Below are 15,630 nucleotides of genomic sequence, written 5' to 3'. Positions count from 1 at the left end.
CCCTTCAGTCCGGCCGCGGCCATGGCCCGCGCCTGCGGCCCGGATCCAGTTCCGCAGCGTCTCCGGGTTCACCCCCAGATCGGTGGCGATCGCCTTGATCGTCGCTCCCGGCCTCGACCGGTACAACCTGACCGCGTCCGCTTTGAACTCCGGCGGGTAGTGCTTCATCACCATCTGTGCAGGACTCCTGTCCACCCGGACCATCAAGATCCAAGTGTCTCCGGTGTCCAACATCCGGGGTCAAGGCCCGGCGGGCCGATGACGGCAGGTCCGTACTTGTCGCTGGACGCGGTCGGCGGCTGCTTCAGCCACCAGCCGGGTTCGCGGGCGTCATCGAGGCTGATCTACCGGGCGACCTGGCCGGCGTCGACGAGGTCCTCGCCTCTGAGGACTATCCACCAGCCGGGCGGCAGCGCTGGAGACCGACGGCATCCGTCAACTGGTAAGCCGTGGCGCGCAGATCGTCGTCGTGGACGGAGGGCTCGCCCGGGCGGCGGTTCCTCTCCCGCCGGCTGCCGCCGGCGAACAACCGCAGGGTCGCGGCGCGGGCCGCCTGGCCGCGCCGACGCAGCACCCTGCCGAGGCGGACCACGAGTGCGAGGAGCGCGGCGCGGACGTCCCCTCCGTCCAGGGCCGGGGGAAGGTGCAGCGTATGGTCGCGGACTCGGGCAGGGAGCGGGGGACGACGGGGCGCGGGTCGATACCGCGGGCGCGGTCAACGGCCAGTCGGGCTGCCGGCCGCCCAGCAGACACTGGACGACGGCGAGAAGTCCCAATGACTGAGCAAGCCGTGCATGGTCTGTCGAAAAGCGCCGAGGCCCATGTCCTGCCCGTGCGGCTACCGCTGCCTCGCCGTGTGAAGGCCGGTTCCGCGGTGATTTCACGGCCGGAGATCGACGACGATGGAGCCCCTCGCACCAGACGACGACAAGGGGTGGGTGACGTGGCCGACTTGATCAGGCGCCAGGAGTATCCGGTGCATGTGGACTACAACGGATGGGCCTTGCAGGACTTCGACGACACGCAGGTCCCTGTGCCGTTCCCTGAGGGTTTCGAGAGCGACACGTTCCTCACTGCTCGCCCTGGGCGCCTCGATTTCTGCAGTGCCGGGCACACCCACACCGCGTCCCTGACGGTGGAGGTCTGGGACGGGGAACCTGCGGTGCCGGCCGGAGAATGGGACGAGACAGCTCTGGCCGGCATCGTTTGTTCTTCGGGCAGGTTGCGCGCCAGGGGAATGGCGGCAGGACCGATGCCGGAGGCGATCGCACTGTCGGACGGGCCCGGCGTCTGGACGGTGCGAGTGGTGTGCACCGGCCGCGAGGCGGCTTGTGCGCAGACCCAGCACGGTGTGGTGCACGGAGTCGAGCGCTACATCGCGCAGTTCTGGCCGAACGCCTAGATCACTGAGGGGCGGCTCGCATCTCCCGAGCCGCCCCCGCCCGTGGCGAAGGGCGCCTGCGAACTGACTTCGACCATGAAGCCGTCGTCCGGTCCCCTCCCCGCAGTTGCAGGTAGAGCCGATACGGTTCAGAGTCGGTGGGCGTCGGCTTCGCGGATGACTTCTCGGGAGCGGATCTGGTGCAACTCGAAGTGCATGCCGCTCGCTCCTACTGCTGGAGCTCCATGACATCGGCGACCACGCAGCTGACGTTGTCTGGGCCGCCGGAGCCATTGGCGAGGGCGATGAGTTCGCGGACGGCCTGCTCGGGTTCGATGATCGCGGAGAGCACCCGGCGGATGTCCTGGGTCGGCACGACGGTCGACAGGCCGTCGGAGCAGAGCAAATAGCGGTCTTCCCGCCGGGCGTCGTGAAGGCGCATGTCCGGAGTGGTGTCGGTTCCTTGGCCCAGGGCTCGGACCAACAGCGACCGCTGAGGGTGGAAGGCGGCTTCTTCCGGACTGAGGCGTCCTTCGTCGACCATCGACTGAACCAGGGTGTGGTCGTGGGTGATCTGAAACAGTTCTCCGTCACGCAGGAGGTAGACGCGGGTGTCGCCGATGTGGACGAGAGCCAGCTGCGACCCCGTCCAGAGCATTGCCGTGAGTGTCGTGCCGGTGTCTCCGGGGGAGGAGTCGCTCCCGGCGATGTTGTGGACGGCCTGCTTGGCCTGTTCGATGACGTCGTCGAGGACGTTGAGGAGACTGCCGGCCGGGACGCTGTCGGCTTCGAGGTGCTTGAGCGCGCCGATGGCGGCGGCGCTGGCAGGCGCTCCTTGGCTGCCACAGCCGTCCGCGACGGCGAGCAGCCGGGGTCCGGCGTAGGCGGCGTCCTGGTTGCTCTCGCGAACCAGGCCCCTGTCGGAAACGGCGGCGTAACGGATTCCCAGGGGTTTGGCGGTCGGGGACATGGCGGAGTCCTTCCGGGACAGGTGGTCGATGAGGAAGGTGGCCATGTCCCGCCGTGCGGCGGTGTCGGCCTCGACCTGGGCCCAGAACGCGCGGACCTCCTGGGCTGCCGCGACTGCATTCAACGTGCGGACGTGTTGAATACGGGCCAGCGGCATTCCAAGGCGGCGGAGCCAGGCGACGAGCCTGGCCTGCGCCAGCTGTTCCGGTGCGTAGAGGCGGTAGCCGGTCACCGGGTCAACGCGCGCGGGGGTCAGCAGGCCGAGCTCGTCGTACAGACGCAGTGCCTTCGGCGACAGCCGGGACGCCTTCGCGAACGCCCCGATGGTCAGCAACCCCATGCTCGTTCCTCCTCATGCCGAGCGCGTCGCCCGGCCCACTGATGCTGTGGGCTCCCCCAGGGTGAAGGTCAACCAAGGCCTTCTGTGTGGCCCCGTCCGATGCCCCCACTCAGATGACCTGGGCTTGTTCGGCTTGGTCCTTGGTGTGGGCGAGGTGGTGGGACTCGGTGCCGGTCTGGATGATGGCGCCGTTGAAGGTCGAGGCCGTGTTGGCCGAGTGTCTTCAACCGAATCAGGACGCTCAAGCGCCAGATGTTCGGCCGAGGCGGCTGCGATCTCCTCCGCAGGCGTGTCCTGCTACACGTAGGGCCACGTTCCCCAGGTGCCGTAGGTGCTGAGATGAGGCTCAAGGGCGCCATGTGTCGGACGAGCTCCCGTGACTTCTGCTGCAGGGCGGCTGTCCACTCCTTCGCATGGGGATCCGAAGCCGTCTTGAGCTAGTGGCTCTCGGCGCGCTGGACCGCATAGGAGATCGACATTACGGTCAACCAGCCCTCGACGGAAAGCGAGCCGGAGCCACTTCACGTGGACGAAGCCGACACCCGTCCTGCTCAGAGATGGTTGGCCGCTGCGGTCCCGGCCTTGCCTCGGCGGGGCGGGCGCGCCGCAGCCGCTCGACGCCCTGGTGAGGTTTCCGGGCGCCGAGCGCTGCGACAGAGCGACCTGGGGCGGCCGCTCAAGGGCGTTGCATCACTCGGTCCACCACGGCCTGGGCGGCCACAAACGACCACTGCTTGTACGTCTGTGCTCCTGCGGTGCGCCGGTCACGCAGCAAGCAGTGCTGACCCGCGTACTGCGGCGCCCGCCCCGCTGCCCGGGGCGGGCGCCGCAGTACGCCCTGGGTTTGTACGACCGCGCATGTTCGGGACGGCTGTTCAGGAATGCCCGTGGCGGGTGCCCCTGAGGTGCGCGACGACGTCGTCGAGGTTCACGGTCAAGGAACGCCCGATATTGGCCCAGTCGTTCTTGGCGTGACCGAGGAGGTACTCGCGCCGTTCGGGTGCGCGCTCCGCGCGCCAGTTCGTGATCAGTGCACGCAGTGTGAGTCGTGCCAGCGCGGCAACCGGAAGCAGTGGGAGTTCCGAAGCCCGGATCGGCCGCTCCCGTTGGTAGCCTGCGGCGAAGGCGCAGGCCTCCCGCCAAGGATGGTCCGGCGTCCTGCCGAGCAGGTTCGCCATGCAAACGGCGGGATCGAAGATCACAGCACTGCGCACCGTGTCGCCGAAGTCGATAACGCCGGTGACGAAGTGATCGCTCTTTGGATCCACCACGATGTTGTAAGGGCTGAAGTCACCGTGGATCACTTGGGCTTCGAGATCACTCAGCCTCGGGGCGACGTTTTCGCCGAAGAGCCGGAAGACCGACTGGGCCAACTGGCGGTGCTCGGCGCTCGGCGTGTGCTCGACCAGTTCAGTCAGCTGGTGGAAATGCCGGATGTCCCATGCCAGACCTCGCCGGTCCGCCGGGTGCGTGAACGGCCTGAGCGCCACGTCGATCAGCCCCAGCATCTCACCCGCCTTGGCGAGCCGCCCCGCGTCCGGGTTCGTATCGGCCAGGACCTGGCCTTCGACGAAGTCGAACACCCGCAGGACCCGAGGCCTGCCGTCGTTCAGCCTGATCGTGACATGGTCGTCTCCGCCGGCGGTCAGTTTCACCCGCTGGACGGGCAAGTGCGCAGCGGTGGCTTCGAGGTAGCGCATCGCGGCGGTCTGGAGGGCGACAACCGCCTCCGCCTCGTCAGGTGGTGAGACCTTCACGAGGTAGTTGCTCGAATCGGTGCTGAGTCTGAACGTGTCGTCCTTCTCGGTCGCCAGTGCCGCCAAGCGCCCGCTGAGGCAGAAGTGCTCCTCGAGGAAGATGCTCACCAGCATCACGTCGATGGGCTCGTGGGAGGACGTGAGGCCACTCTCCTTGAGGAGCCGCTGAGCATAGGTCGGAGCGGGTGAGGTGTTCACCGTCAATCCCTTCGGCCAGCCTGTCACAAACGATTTTTCGCGACCTCGGCGAAGGTCTCCAGGAATCGGGTCACATCGGCGGAGTCGAAGGCCAGCGGGGGGCGGATCTTCAGTGTGTTCGCCGACGTGCCCGTACCGCTGATCAGGATGTGCCGGTCGCGCATGTCGTTGATGACGTCTTCGGCAAGCGCGCGGTCCGGCTCGAGGGTCTGGCGGTCCTTGACGATTTCCACGCCGACGAAGAGGCCGGCGCCGCGAACTTCGGCGACGTAGGGGGAGTTCTTGGTGATCTCACGCAGGCCCGCGCGCAGCGCGTTGCCGTTCTCCAGGACGCGCTGCTGCACGTTCTCCTTCTCGAAGACGTCCAGCACCGCGGCGCCGGCGGCCACGGGGATGGAGCTGCCGCCGAAGGTGTTGAAGTAGCGGACGTTGCGTCCGAACTCCTCGCAGATCTCGGGGCGGAAGACCACACCGGAGATCGGCAGGCCGTTGCCCATCGGCTTGCCCATGGTGACGATGTCCGGCAGCACACCGTGGCGACTGAAGCCCCACATCGACTCCCCGAGCCGGGCGAATCCCGACTGGACCTCGTCAGCGATGTAGACACCGCCGGCCGCATGCACCTCCTCCACCACGGCCCGCATGTAGCCAGGGGGGTCGGTGAAGATGCCGTCGCTGCTGTGGGCGCAGTCGGTGATCAGGGCCGCGAGCCGGTAGCCGTGCCGCTCGAGGTCGTCGACCGCGCCGCGCACCTGCTGCCTCATGTGCTCGTCGAGCGTAGATCCCGGCGCGACCAGGCGCGGGTCGGGAGCGTCGATGAGCCGGACGTTCGGGCCCAGCGGGGAGCCCGCGCCGAGGGTCGGGGAGAAGCTCGCGACCTCCCGGGTGATGCCGTGGTAGGCCCAGCGGGTGACGATGATGCCCTCGCCGCCGGTGTGGAACCGGGCCACGCGCACCGCCAGGTCGTTCGCCTCCGACCCGCTGCACGCGATGCTCAGCTTGGAGAGCTCCTCGGGGAAGGTCGAAAGGAGCCGCTCCGCGTAGTCGACCAGTGCTTCCTGGACGTAGCGCGTGTTGGTGTTGACCACCGCCATCTGGCGGGCGACGGCCTCGGCAACGTGAGGGTGGGCGTGCCCGACACAGGGGACGTTGTTGTAGGCGTCGAGGTAGTCGTTGCCGTCACGGTCGATCAGGTGGGCGCCGTAACCGGAGACGAACTCGACCGGCTCCCTGTAGATCAGCGTGTAGCCAGGGCCCAGCGCCTTGCTGCGGCGCCGGATGGTCTCTTGGAGGTGTTCGGGGAGCTTGCTCACTACCCCGGGGTCGAACCGGTTGGGGTAGTGGGCGATGGCCCGACTCAGCGTTGAAGTCATCGGCAGGTACACCTTCAGTCCTGTTCCGGGGTTGCTCGCTGCGTTGGCCGGAAACATACCACTATTCTTTCCAGTTCCAACCTGAAACTGGAATTGTTTCCGTGGTGACCATGCCGCCATGGCGGCCCGACGCGCCGGATCTGACCCCTGCCTCCTCGAACTGGCGACCCCGAGGACGGTCCGGGCGTTCTGGAGCGGCTGACCACAGACGGATCGCTCCAGGAAATCTGCGGAGTGCATGACAGATGAGTCGAGAACCGTCCGACAAGGCGGCAGACGCGAAACCCTTGGTCCTACCGTCCAGGCCGGTCCCTGCCCGATCGGCGTACAGGGCTCGATATGGTCGTCAGGTGACCAACCCGACCTCACGCGACTACAACAAGGCATCAGTACTCGACGTGGTCCTCTCCCACGCGCCCTTGACACGGAACAAGCTCATCGAGCTGACCGGCCTGAGCAAGGCCACGGTGTCCAGAGCGGTGGAAGAGCTCCGTGCCGACGGCTTCGTCGTCGACGGCGGGGTCGACGACATCACCGGCCGCGGCCGCCGCTCCACCTACTTGGACCTGCCCGGCACGACCGGGCACGTCGCCGGTGTCAGCTTCGGCGCCCAGACCACCGGTGTGCTGGTGACCGACCTGAGGGGGCGTGAGATCCAGCGCGTGACGGTTCCCACCGCCGCTCACCAGGAGGTCGAGGATGCCGCCCGATGGCTGGTCGACCTGATCGCGCAGGCCGCCGGATCGGCGCAGGGCCCTCTGCGTCAGATCGTCGCCGCAGTGCCCGGCCGAGTCCGGGGCGGCACGGAGATCCTCGGCCCCGCGGAGTCGATGAGACCCCTCGCAGGCTCAGGCCTCCAGCAAGCCGTCGAAAACCTGATCGAGGCCCCCGTACTCCTCGACAGCGATGCCAACGCGTCCCTGCTCGGGATCCTCACCGACGACACAACCATCAGGAACGCCGCGCTCTTCAGCGTCAGCACCATACTCAACTTCGCCAGCTGCACGGATCATGAGCTCGCCCGGGGAAGTACACCCACATTCGGCGACATCGGTGTGCTCTCCTCCGGAGTCGGTGACGAGAACCTCGACGAGTTGCTGAGCACGCGAGGTCTCCTCCGGTTCGCTCGCGCGCAGGGGCTCGACCTGGAACGCATCGAGGATCTCTGGCTGCAGCCGCACACCGAGACGCCGCATGCCGAGGTGCTGCAGGCATTCACCACGGCCATCGTGACCGCTGTGAGCGTCGTCGCGGTGACGCTGGACCCGGAGTCGGTCTACTTCGTGGGCCGGCTGCGCCCGCTCGTCGACGTCGTCCTTCCCCAGGTGCGCGAGCGGCTCGATCAGAGCCTTCCGGCGGTGCCGGAGATCAGGACAGGTCCCCATCTGATCGGTCTGTCGACGGCACAAGGAGCGGTGTATGCGTGCCTGACGATCGCTCAGGAACGGCTGCGTGAGGCCGTCCTCGGAGCACGGCAACAGAGCCGGCTCACGGAACGGGCCGCACCGGCCTTCTGAACCGGCTCACGGAGCAGGCCCCACCGGCCTTCTGAACCGACCGCCAACAGGCGAGACACTTCGGGTCACAGACGATGACCGGTGCCCGCCATCAGATGGAGCTCAACACCCCGGGCCGCGCCCCAGCCTCCTCCCACACAGCGGGTGTCGACCGCATCGAGCTGGTCCTCACCGACAACGCCTGGCCTGCCCACAAGCCTCGCCTGGCAGCAAGCCCGGCCTGTCTCGGCGTGACTCGACACAACTCGCTCCCGCCGCCTCCCTGAGCCGCTGCTGCCGAAAGCAGAACGCCGGGAACGGTCAGGCCGGTTGGGCCTGGGCCGCGGCTGGGGAGGACGGGTGCGGGCGGGTGCGCAGTCGCACGGTCAGTGCGCTCACACTGCCGGCGAGGATGCCGAAGACGAGCGCCGCAGACACACCTGAGCCCACAGAGACGTAGTACAGCAGTGGCCCGCCGGTGCTGCCCTGGTAGGAGAGTAGCGAGCTCCAGATTCCACTCACCACGACGCCGAGGGTGGTGGCGGCGACGGAGCCGAGCGCGTAGGCGGGGTAGGTCACGCGGTCCAGCAGGACGGCCAGCAGCCGCAGTCCCCACCAGACGAGGGCGAGCAGCACCACGTCGCCGAGCCGGTACAGCAGCCAGCGCCCGGAGGCGGGGCTGGTGGGCATGGTCCAGGCGCTGAGCTGAACCCACTGCCGCAGCAGATCACCGGGCTCGGACAGCCGTCCTCCGCTCCCGAACCCGGACTGGATGCGCCCGGCGACCCGGTCGTTGGAGAGCACGATGAGGGCGAAGGCGACCACGACAGTGCCCAGGGTCGCGGCGAGTCGTGCAGTGGCCGTGGTCGGCACGACCGGGCGTGGCTCTGAGGTCGCCTCGCGGCACAGCAGGGTCATGAGGCCGGTGGTCGCCGCTGCCGCCACCAAGGCGGCGCCCACCGGGAGTTCGCGGCCCTGAGACATGGCGCTCGCGAGGCCGGGTAGCAGCCGGAAAGTCGCCGAGCCGCCGGAAGCCACCATCCATGGCGCGGAGACAGTGACAGCGAGCATGGCCGCGGCGATGCCCCAGCCCCATAACGCCGCAACGGAGACGACAGCGCGCCTGACGCCTCGGCCCGAGAGCCGACGCAACAGCGGCAGCGCGCCGCACGAGAAGAGCAGGACGAGCGCGGCGTAGCGCACCCGCATGGCGGTCTCACTCAGAGCCGCATAGTCCGCGCCATGACCGACCGCGCCCGCAGGACGGGTGAACTGCGTCGAGGACGGGAGGTCGGTCGACCACGGCAGCGTCCACGCCAACAGGCGGTTTGCTTGGTCGGGGCCGAAGAATCGCGTGGCACCGGGCAAACTGAGTGCGTGGGCACTGGAGCCCGCCCACCAGAGCAGTCCAGCCAGCAACAGCGCCCCGAAGAACGCCGGTCCAAGCACATGCCGATACGTCATTTGATCCCGCCCCCTGCCCGCTCCTGCGGGTCCCGATGCCGCCGGTCGGCGGACATGACAACGGCCACAGATGTATCAGACAGCGGTGGCGCGGTCACCTTGGTAACCGGTACCGGACGGCAACCGGCTGCCTGGAAGGCGGTGGAGTCTGCGCTACAGCTTCGTACGGAGACGCTGTAACTGTGCCTCATCCCTTCTGCGGTCCTCTGCCTTCGCCGATGAGGCTGGCTGTACACCGAGGCGGATGGACGCAGGATGCGGCGACGACCGGATCGCCGCTGTCGTTGTGACGCTGGGCGGAGCGACGAGTTCGTCTCGACGGCTTTGGCTGACCGCCGCGTTCAGGCGGGCAGGGCGGCGAGCCAGCTGGTCAGGAGCCGATTGACCTCGCCGGGGCGTTCTTGCTGGATCCAGTGGCCGCAGCCGTCGAGAAGGTGGGAGGAGACCAAAGCCGGCAGCGTGACCGGGTAGGCCTTGATCGCATCGGCCAGCCATGTTGTCGAAGCGTCCAGGCTGCCACCCATGAACAGGGACGGCTGGGTGATGGGGGCGCTGTCGAAGGCGGCGAGGTCCTCCCAGTCGCGGTCCATGTTCCGGTAACGGTTGAGCGCTCCGGTCACGCCGGTGCGTTCGAACTCCCCGGCGTAGGCGTCGAGGTCTCTTTCGCTGAGCCAGGCGGGCAGCCGGCCGCTGGGGAACCGGTCCCGCAACCTCCCGTCCTTGCTGACGAAGTGCGGATCGGGAGCGCCGGGTGCGGGCATGGTGTCGGCGGACAGGGCTGCGTAGAAGCCCGCGAGCCAGCCGCGCACATCGGGTTCGATCTCGGCCTCGGCGCGGCCCGGCTCCTGGAAGTACGAGACGTAGAACTCCTCATCCCCGCCCATCCGAGCGAAGATGCCGCTGGGACGGGGCCCGCCGCGGGGCGTGTAGGGAACGCTCAGCAGTCCCACCGCGCGGAAGACCTCCGGCTTGAGCAGGGCGGAGTTCGCGGCGATGGTCGCACCCCAGTCGTGGCCGATGACCACCGCCGTCTCCTCGCCCAAAGCGTGCACCACCGCGACGTTGTCCTCCACCAGGTCGACCATCCGGTACGCATCCGTCGCGGACGGCTTGGAGGAGCGGCCGTAGCCGCGGACATCGATGGCCACCGCCCGGTATCCCGCCGCCGCGAGTACCGGAAGCTGGTGGCGCCAGGAGTACCAGGATTCCGGAAAGCCGTGGATGAGCAGCACCAGCGGCCCGGTCCCCTGCTCCGCGAGGTGAATCCGGCCTGCCGGCGAGGAAACCAGCCGATGCGTGATCCCCGCGACGGACTGAGACATACGTTCCTCCAGGACCTCGGGGCTGCTGCGCGACCGAACGGCCAGTCACCGCACCGTTCGTCGGTTCAACGCCGATCATCCGAAAGAACCCGCCGTGACGACGATTTCGTTTGCCGGTTCAGCAAGGCCCCGACAGCTCGCTGCGCGCACACGGCCTCTGCAGGGACCTGAACGGCCGACTGCGGCCTCAGCCGGCACGCCGTAGGTGTAGGCGGGGTCTCATCGCCACGGTACGCGGAACGGGCCGCCGTTGGGGACGGGCATGTGGTGATCCCGCTCCGGCTGAAGGGTTGTCAGCCGCCGATGGGACCGCTGACGCCGGCGCCGCGCACGTGGCGGGACGCGACTACCTCGGCACCAGCGACCGTCATCGCCGACGATGCGCTCGTCCGCCTGGCGGCGCGTCGCGCAGGTGCTGTGTTCTGCCGGGTTCACTGATGGCTGTGAGCGAGCACTGCGGTTGGCGAGTTTCGCCACGAACTGTGCGCAGGGCTGGATCGGCCGGGCCGTCTCAGGTTGCAACGAGTTCTTCACACATCAGGTGCGACCCTCAGTCGGTCCTTGCCCCCTGGTCGAGGACTGCCCAGGCCAGCGCATAGCCGAAGCCGTTGACGGCCCAGTGCAGCGCCGCGGGCACCAGCAGGCTTCCGGACCGGCGCCGCAGCTCGCACAGGACGATCCCGGCTGCCGTCGTGGCGACGACGGCAGCCGCGACCGGCAGCACGTTGCCTGCCGGCCCCGTGTCCAGGACCGCGGCCGCCGGGTTGGCCCGGCTCAGCCCGCGCGAGGGAAGCACATGCCAGAGCCCGAACAGCACCGACGACACAGCCGTGGCCCATCCGGTACCACGCCGGCGCCGCACCATGGCCCACAGGACACCGCGGAAGGCGACCTCCTCCAGCAGCACGGTGCCGACCGGCACCCGGACCAGCACCCGCCACAGCAGTTGCCCGAGAGTCAGGCCCGCGGCGCGCTGGTCCTCGAACGCCTCCCTGGTGACAGGAAGAGCAAGCCCGGCCAACAGGACGGCAAGAACCGCGCCGACCAGGACCCATGCCCACCGCAGCCCTCTGCGCAAGGCGACTGTGTCGAGCCCGAGATCGGCGCGGGTGAGACCGTCCCACCGGGCGATCAACAGCAGCGCGGCAGCCGTGACCACGCAGGTGAGTACGTAGGCGCCGGGCGCGAGCCAATTGTTGAGCAGGTTCGCGCCCACCAGGACGGCGATGACACAGGACATTCGCATGGTGCCACCAGCATGGCGCAATCCACCCCACGAGCCGCAACGACGCTACGAGCGAGCCCCCCACGAGCCGGGACGACGCTGCGAGCGCCCTACGGCTGAGGAGACTTGACAGTCCAGGCGCGCGCGAGGATCAGGACGGCTTCGCCATCCCGTCCCCCTCCCCCGACTGAGCGTTTCGGACGCGCTGGACTCCCTCGGCCTGCGGCGTGCCCGGCGGCGCCGTCGTCCGCCGTGGGATCAGGTGTGTAGGCATGACGACGTGCCGGACGCGGTCGGCTTCGGCGTCGTCGATGAGTGCCAGGGCCAGTTCGCCGGCTTCGCGGCCGATGTCCGAGGGTGACTGGGCCACGGTGGTCAGGTCGAACCAGTCGGCGATGGGCTGGTCGTCGAAGCCGAGGACGGAGACGCGTTCGGGCACCGGGATCTGCGCCCTGCGCAGAGTCCATATGACGGCCACTGCGACCTCGTCCTGCTCGGCGAAGACGGCGGTTGGCGGTTCGCGCAGGCTCAACAGCCGTCCGACTGCCTGGGCGGTGGCGCGCTTGTCGCCGGGCAGGGTGGAGACCACCAGGTCGTCGTCGGGTGGGATGCCTGCTTCGTCGAGTGCCTGCTGGTAGCCGAGCAGCCTCTCGTTGGAGCTGAAGGAGAAGCCGGTTGCGCCCACCGTCTGGACGAAGGCGATGCGGCGGTGGCCGAGGTTGAGCAGGTGCCGGGTGCCGTGCAGAGCGGCGGTCACGTCGTCGACGTAGACGCTCGGCCGTCCTGCTACGTGCTGGCTGACGTAGATGACCGGCATGCCGAGGTTGTCCAGGCTCGCGGCCTCCTCGTCAGTGAGGTCGAAGCAGAACACCAGGAGCGCGTCGGCGTTGCGGCGGGCCGGGAGGCGTTCGAAGAAGGAGGTGCGCGCAGCCAGGTCGGGGGTCACATAGACGTTCATCTCCAGGTCGGCCGCCCGCAGCAACGGGGCCAGGCTCGACAGGGCGGCGCCCATGAACCACGACCGGAGGGTGGGGACCTGTACTGCGACGGTCCCGGTCCTGCCCGTGACAAGGCTTGCAGCCTGTCGCGACACGGCGAAGTTCAGCTCGCGCGCGGCCTGCTCGACGCGGGCACGGACCTCCGCGGAGACGGTGGACAGACCGCGCAGAGTGCGCGAAACGGTGGATGTGGAGACCCCGGCCCGTTCGGCTACGTCAGCCATCGTGGGGTGCCGCTGAGCTGGTGGCATGAGCGGACGGTAGCACAGACGGCCCGCACTGCGGAGCCCTCCATGACAGCGCTTTCATGCTCGCACACCACTCAGTGACAGCCATGTTGCCCAGCAACGCACTGAGCTTCCCATGGAAGCCGCCCCTAGCTTGCGATCGATGTCAGGAGAGAGCGCTGAAGCCCTCCCCCGGATCGTCTACTAGTGCCACCACCTGCGGATTTTGTCGACGGACAGGGTGACAGCGCAGTCCCGAGAGGAATCAGCAGTCACGTACGACCCATGTGACCTCGTACCACCAGGAGACACCTTGAAGACCACACCCACGAGAGCGTTCCGGCATGCGTCCGTGTCGGCCGTCGGACTCCTTCTCCTCTCCGCCTGCGGCTCGTCCGGGCCGGTTGCCTGGCCGTGGGGCATGGGTCGTGGGTCATGGTGATGGGTGATCAGCGTCCGAAGACCGGGCGAAAGGCGTTCCGTACGCCGGCCTTGGACGTGGAGACGAACTGGTCACCAGGCCCCAGGTCGTACATGTAGTACTCGTAGCGCAGCATGCTCGGGCAACTGCTGCCGCCGATCTGGACCGAACGCGGGTCGAGGCGCTTGCCGGTGCGCAGTTCGTAGATCTTGAGGGGGATCTTCACCTTGTGGAAGGTCACCTGGTGGGGGAGGTAGCGGGACTTCTTGTTCTCGTAGGAGCACGTCTGCACGGCCGCTCCGTTCTCCGCCTCGTCAGCGCAGACCACGAGGGCGGCCTTGGCCGGGTCACCGGTGCGCCAGGAGCCGGGGAGCCGGCCGGTGTACTCGGAGTCGCCGAGGAACAGGGCGCGGCCGGAGCCCTTGCGGTAGCGCGGGGCGCCGCTGTATTTCGCCGGTTCGGCGCAGTAGCCGGACGACGCGTCGGACGTGTCGTCCACCAGGCCTCGTACCTGGTCCAGTTCGATGGCGAGGGTCGCCTTGCGCACGCCGCCGCGTGCCTCGTCCTTGCGGGAGTCGTCCGGGTAGGTCTCGAGGAGCTGCTGGTAGTGCTCCCGCGCCTGCGGCCAGGCGTCCTCGGCCATGAGGTGGTCGCCGCAGCCGACCAGGGCGGCGGGTTCGGTGCGGGCCGCCGTGTCGGCGGAGCGGTCCAGGACGTCGTGGCTGGGGCCGCGGTCGCGGAGCCAGGTGGTGAGGGCGGCGGTGCCGCAGGAGTCGTCGGTCGGCAGTGCGTCGAGGAAGGTGTCCAGGACCGTTCTGACAGTCTGCTCGTTGCGGGGGTCGTCGTTCAGGACGCCGGCGAGCGTGCCGAAGCCGCGGCCCAGGTCGTCGGTGCTGCCCCTGCGTGCGGCGTGGGCCAGGGTGGAGGCCGCCCCGTCGAGCCGGTGACAGGCCTCCACGACCGTGTCACCGGGTTCCACCACCGGAGCGCCCGCCAGGCGGTGGCCCCACCAGACCTCGCCCTGCGCGGTCATGGCCGCTTCGCAGTCGCCGCTCGCGCGGGCCTCGGTCACGCGGTTCTCGATGCCGTACGCGTCGATGCGCAGCAGCGCGGCGGTCAGCACCACCGTGAGGGCGAGGGCGAGCGTGCCCGCGCGCTGGCCGAGGCGTACGGCGTGCTCGGAGCTGCGGCGGGCCATGAACCAGCCGTGCGCGGTGCCGGCCACCCACCAGGCGAGCAGCAGGACCTCGTAGCGGGTCTCGGCGGTCCTGGCCGTGAGGCCGACGAACACGGCCGTGCCGAGCACGGCGATCGCCGCCAGTCGCCTCTGGCGCAGCAGCAGATAGCCGATGCCGAGCAGGGTGGCGTTGCCGAGTGCCACCGCGAGGGGGTCGGCCGAGCCTTTCGAGTGTTCGTACGTCGCGTACGTCACGGGGTCAGCACCCCCGCGCGTGCCGAGAAGTACCGGCGGCCCGTCTCGCCGCTCACCGTCCGCAGAGCCGCCAGGTCCGCGAACGCGAACAGGAACGCCGGGAGGTTCGCCGCCCCGGCGGTCAGCGAACCGAGGGCGGCGAAGACCATCCCCAGCGCCGCGATGGACAGGCACACGATGAGCGCGACACGCACCCAGGGGCGCCGCCCGCGCGCCAGCGCGACACAGGTGATCTGGAGCGCCGCCAGCCCGCAGCAGAACAGCGCCAGGAACCAGGCCGCGGCCATCGGCATCAGGGGGTCCTGGCCGTGGTCCAGCTTGCTCTGGTTCTCGTCGATGACCGCCCAGCCGCCGAAGAAGGTCCCGATCGCCTGCACGCAGACCAGGACGAGAATGAAGATCAGGGACTTCGGCATGCGGTTCGTCGTGGAGTCCGGCATCGCCGTCACCTCGCGCTTTCGTCGTCGGGCAGGTCGTGGACCCGCGCCCGGTCCACCTCGTGGACGGCGCTCCGCAGGCCGTCTCCAAGGACGTTGTCGGGCTGGATGGTCCGGTGCATCGACGGGGCGCACCGGATGCAGTCCCGGTCCTCGTTCGCGCCGCCGGAGAAGCGGAACCACTCCTCACCGTCGATGAAGCCGCGCGGGTGTTCAGGGGTGGAGGCGGGTGCGGTCGTCGTCGCGAACGTCGGCGTGAGTGCTGCCGCCGCGCCCAGCCCCTCGGTGAGGTGCCGGGCACGATGTCGTCGGTACATGGCTCTCCTCCAGCCTGTCGGGGGTGTGTGCGGACGGGGCGGCCCGAGCCCTCCCCTCGCAGGGTTCGGACCGCCGCGCCATGGCCCGTCCGGGCCGCGTCCTTGAGTCATTCGACCGCCGTGAGCGGTTGTTCGGCTGGCCACTCACCAGCACCGAACAACTCCGGGACGCGAACCGGACCGAGCGGCTTGGAGGAAGCGTGAGGATCGGGTGAACGCCCGTGTCCCGAGCGGGGATACCGCCGATGGTCAAGGGAGGGCATAGGCGGGGAG

14 protein-coding genes and 1 pseudogene are annotated in these 15,630 nt (G+C 68.8%); 3 read left to right on the top strand and 12 right to left on the bottom strand.

Going from position 1 to position 15,630, the window contains the following annotated elements:
- Together C1J00_RS22735 and C1J00_RS47945 are read right to left on the bottom strand one after the other, a co-directional pair.
- Window positions 1-168 (bottom strand): transposase (locus C1J00_RS22735; protein WP_439333431.1); only part of this gene is annotated, 168 nt, incomplete at its 3' end.
- A 223-nt stretch (window positions 169-391) separates the two neighbouring features.
- Window positions 392-592 (bottom strand): hypothetical protein, encoded by a 201-nt coding sequence (locus C1J00_RS47945; protein WP_102910905.1) that lies wholly within the window; start codon window positions 590-592, stop codon window positions 392-394.
- A 183-nt stretch (window positions 593-775) separates the two neighbouring features.
- On the opposite strand from C1J00_RS47945, the gene C1J00_RS22725 reads away from it, so the two are divergent.
- Entirely contained in the window at window positions 776-1,402 is a 627-nt protein-coding gene (locus tag C1J00_RS22725; protein WP_146046239.1) for a hypothetical protein, read from the top strand.
- Window positions 1,403-1,610: 208 nt separating this feature from the next.
- On the opposite strand, the gene C1J00_RS22720 is transcribed toward C1J00_RS22725, so the two are convergent.
- The 3 genes from C1J00_RS22720 to C1J00_RS22705 form a co-directional block, all read right to left on the bottom strand.
- On the bottom strand, window positions 1,611-2,690 hold the full coding sequence (locus C1J00_RS22720) for a MerR family transcriptional regulator (protein WP_102910903.1): 1,080 nt from the start codon (window positions 2,688-2,690) through the stop codon (window positions 1,611-1,613).
- Between the two features lie 875 nt (window positions 2,691-3,565).
- Window positions 3,566-4,645 (bottom strand): phosphotransferase, encoded by a 1,080-nt coding sequence (locus C1J00_RS22710; protein WP_245936459.1) that lies wholly within the window; start codon window positions 4,643-4,645, stop codon window positions 3,566-3,568.
- A gap of 23 nt (window positions 4,646-4,668) precedes the next feature.
- On the bottom strand, window positions 4,669-6,018 hold the full coding sequence (locus C1J00_RS22705) for an aspartate aminotransferase family protein (protein WP_102910906.1): 1,350 nt from the start codon (window positions 6,016-6,018) through the stop codon (window positions 4,669-4,671).
- Between the two features lie 350 nt (window positions 6,019-6,368).
- Here C1J00_RS22705 and C1J00_RS22700 point away from each other — a divergent pair, with 350 nt between their 5' ends.
- Both C1J00_RS22700 and C1J00_RS48335 read left to right on the top strand, forming a co-directional pair.
- Complete coding sequence (locus tag C1J00_RS22700) at window positions 6,369-7,535, top strand: ROK family transcriptional regulator (RefSeq protein WP_102910902.1); 1,167 nt, start codon at window positions 6,369-6,371, stop codon at window positions 7,533-7,535.
- A 116-nt stretch (window positions 7,536-7,651) separates the two neighbouring features.
- A pseudogene (locus C1J00_RS48335) lies at window positions 7,652-7,751 on the top strand (IS481 family transposase); the annotation flags it as partial.
- A gap of 84 nt (window positions 7,752-7,835) precedes the next feature.
- Here C1J00_RS48335 and C1J00_RS22695 read toward each other — a convergent pair.
- The 7 genes from C1J00_RS22695 to C1J00_RS22665 form a co-directional block, all read right to left on the bottom strand.
- On the bottom strand, window positions 7,836-8,723 hold the full coding sequence (locus C1J00_RS22695; protein ID WP_245936458.1) for a hypothetical protein: 888 nt from the start codon (window positions 8,721-8,723) through the stop codon (window positions 7,836-7,838).
- Window positions 8,724-9,319: 596 nt separating this feature from the next.
- Complete coding sequence (locus C1J00_RS22690) at window positions 9,320-10,300, bottom strand: alpha/beta fold hydrolase (RefSeq protein WP_102910900.1); 981 nt, start codon at window positions 10,298-10,300, stop codon at window positions 9,320-9,322.
- A gap of 550 nt (window positions 10,301-10,850) precedes the next feature.
- Window positions 10,851-11,546: a CPBP family intramembrane glutamic endopeptidase gene (locus tag C1J00_RS22685; RefSeq protein ID WP_102910899.1), complete on the bottom strand. Its 696-nt coding sequence runs from the start codon at window positions 11,544-11,546 to the stop codon at window positions 10,851-10,853.
- 130 nt (window positions 11,547-11,676) lie between these two features.
- A complete protein-coding gene (locus tag C1J00_RS22680; protein ID WP_439333430.1) occupies window positions 11,677-12,774 on the bottom strand; it encodes a LacI family DNA-binding transcriptional regulator in 1,098 nt (365 codons plus the stop codon).
- A 425-nt stretch (window positions 12,775-13,199) separates the two neighbouring features.
- Window positions 13,200-14,603 carry a hypothetical protein gene (locus C1J00_RS22675; RefSeq protein WP_102910897.1) on the bottom strand — a complete coding sequence of 468 codons (1,404 nt, stop codon included), beginning with the start codon at window positions 14,601-14,603 and terminating at the stop codon, window positions 13,200-13,202.
- Complete coding sequence (locus C1J00_RS22670) at window positions 14,600-15,043, bottom strand: hypothetical protein (RefSeq protein ID WP_146046238.1); 444 nt, start codon at window positions 15,041-15,043, stop codon at window positions 14,600-14,602. Before C1J00_RS22670 ends, C1J00_RS22675 begins: the two co-directional genes overlap by 4 nt.
- Before the next feature lie 5 nt (window positions 15,044-15,048).
- A complete protein-coding gene (locus C1J00_RS22665) occupies window positions 15,049-15,357 on the bottom strand; it encodes a hypothetical protein (protein WP_102910895.1) in 309 nt (102 codons plus the stop codon).
- Window positions 15,358-15,630 lie beyond the last annotated feature (273 nt).

The sequence above is a fragment of the Streptomyces cahuitamycinicus genome, from assembly GCF_002891435.1.
Taxonomy (GTDB): Bacteria; Actinomycetota; Actinomycetes; order Streptomycetales; family Streptomycetaceae; genus Streptomyces; species Streptomyces cahuitamycinicus.
Note: the sequence above shows the minus strand (reverse complement) of the source record. Positions and strands in the feature narration are given on the sequence as shown.